The 2,500-nt window shown below is 55.9% G+C and carries 2 rRNA genes (1 of these 2 cut by a window edge); both read left to right on the top strand.

Features of this window, described 5'->3' with window-relative positions:
* Positions 1 to 2,118 (top strand): 23S ribosomal RNA (locus J7I44_RS16740); it begins 761 nt to the left of the window's first position.
* A 112-nt stretch (positions 2,119 to 2,230) separates the two neighbouring features.
* Positions 2,231 to 2,344, top strand: a 5S ribosomal RNA gene (gene rrf / locus J7I44_RS16735).
* Positions 2,345 to 2,500: the final 156 nt, after the last annotated feature.

Genomic DNA, 2,500 nt, shown 5'->3' with positions numbered 1-2,500 from the left:
TGAAAGGCTAAACAAACTCGGAGATAGCTGGTTCTCCTCGAAAGCTATTTAGGTAGCGCCTCGGACGAATCTTCCTGGGGGTAGAGCACTGTTATGGCTAGCGGGTCATCGCGACTTAGCAAACCATGGCAAACTCCGAATACCAGGACAGACTATCCGGGAGACACACGGCGGGTGCTAACGTCCGTCGTGAAAAGGGAAACAACCCAGACCCGCAGCTAAGGTCCCCAAGTTCTAGCTAAGTGGAAAACGATGTGGAAAGGCATAGACAGCCAGGAGGTTGGCTTAGAAGCAGCCACCCTTTAAAGAAAGCGTAATAGCTCACTGGTCGAGTCGGTCTGCGCGGAAGATTTAACGGGGCTAAGCTAGACACCGAAGCTCGGGGTGCACAGCAATGTGCGCGGTAGAGGAGCGTTCCGTACGCCTGTGAAGGTGGATCGAGAGGTCTGCTGGAGGTATCGGAAGTGCGAATGCTGACATGAGTAACGATAATGGGGGTGAAAAGCCCCCACGCCGAAAGCCCAAGGTTTCCTCGCGCAACGTTCATCGGCGCAGGGTGAGTCGGCCCCTAAGGCGAGGCAGAAATGCGTAGTCGATGGGAAGCAGGTTAATATTCCTGCACTTTTCTATAGTGCGATGTGGGGACGGAGAAGGTTAGGTCTACCGGGCGTTGGTTGTCCCGGGGAAAGGCGGTAGGCATGCATCTTAGGCAAATCCGGGATGCTTTATGCCGAGCACCGAGACGAGCCCTATTGGGCGAAGTGACTGAGACCACGCTTCCAGGAAAAGCCACTAAGCTTCAGCTATAGAAAAACCGTACCGTAAACCGACACTGGTAGGCAGGGTGAGAATCCCAAGGCGCTTGAGAGAACTCGGGTGAAGGAACTAGGCAAAATGGCACCGTAACTTCGGGAGAAGGTGCGCCCATCGGGGTGGCTACATGCGTAGCTGAGCTCTGATGGGTCGCAGTAACCTGGCCGCTGCGACTGTTTATCAAAAACACAGCACTCTGCAAACACGAAAGTGGACGTATAGGGTGTGACGCCTGCCCGGTGCTGGAAGGTTAATTGATGGGGTCAGCCGCAAGGCGAAGCTCTTGATCGAAGCCCCAGTAAACGGCGGCCGTAACTATAACGGTCCTAAGGTAGCGAAATTCCTTGTCGGGTAAGTTCCGACCTGCACGAATGGCGTAACGACAGCGGCGCTGTCTCCACCCGAGACTCAGTGAAATTGAAATCGCTGTGAAGATGCAGCGTTCCCGCGGCAAGACGGAAAGACCCCGTGAACCTTTACTATAGCTTTACACTGAACGTTGAGTTCTTCTGTGTAGGATAGGTGGGAGGCTTTGAAGCGCAGACGCCAGTTTGCGTGGAGCCATCCTTGAAATACCACCCTGAAGTGCTTGACGTTCTAACCTAGGCCCGTAATCCGGGTCAGGGACCGTGTATGGTGGGTAGTTTGACTGGGGCGGTCTCCTCCCAAAGCGTAACGGAGGAGCACGAAGGTACGCTCAGCGCGGTCGGACATCGCGCACTGTGTGCAAAGGCATAAGCGTGCTTGACTGCAAGATCGACGGATCAAGCAGGTACGAAAGTAGGTCTTAGTGATCCGGTGGTTCTGTATGGAAGGGCCATCGCTCAACGGATAAAAGGTACTCCGGGGATAACAGGCTGATACCGCCCAAGAGTTCATATCGACGGCGGTGTTTGGCACCTCGATGTCGGCTCATCACATCCTGGGGCTGTAGCCGGTCCCAAGGGTATGGCTGTTCGCCATTTAAAGTGGTACGCGAGCTGGGTTCAGAACGTCGTGAGACAGTTCGGTCCCTATCTGTCGTGGGCGTTGGAGATTTGAGGGGGGCTGCTCCTAGTACGAGAGGACCGGAGTGGACGTTCCGCTGGTGTTCGGGTTGTCTCGCCAGAGGCATTGCCCGGTAGCTACGAACGGAAGTGATAACCGCTGAAAGCATCTAAGCGGGAAGCACGCCCCAAGATGAGATCTCCCGAGAGCTTGACTCTCCTTAAGGCACCATCAAGACCAGGTGGTTGATAGGCGCGATGTGGAAGTGCAGCAATGCATTGAGCTTACGCGTACTAATGCGCCGTGCGGCTTGACCATATAACCCCAAGACGCTTCGCAACCCTTAGCGAAACATCTCGATTCACCAACTCGCTTGTCACTCGTTTACCCCTCTTGAAGCCGGCGCTCTCAGCGCTGCTTCAACCCCTTCCCTGGCGGCCATAGCGCTGTGGTCCCACCCGATCCCATCCCGAACTCGGAAGTGAAACGCAGCCGCGCCGATGGTAGTGTGGCTTGTCCATGCAAGAGTAGGTCACCGCCAGGGGCTTTATCCAAAAACCCTCACCGATTTCGGTGGGGGTTTTTTCTTGCGCGCGTTTCGGCAAGCCGCCGGCCCCTCCTCGGCTTGCCGCCCTATCGCCTGGGCGCAGCACTTCCCCTGCGCACGTTCCTGCAGGAGTATCCGGGTGCGACTGCGAGG

Origin of the sequence: Frateuria flava (genome assembly GCF_017837635.1) — a bacterium.
In the GTDB taxonomy this organism is placed as follows: domain Bacteria; phylum Pseudomonadota; class Gammaproteobacteria; order Xanthomonadales; family Rhodanobacteraceae; genus Frateuria_A; species Frateuria_A flava.
Note: the sequence above shows the minus strand (reverse complement) of the source record. Positions and strands in the feature narration are given on the sequence as shown.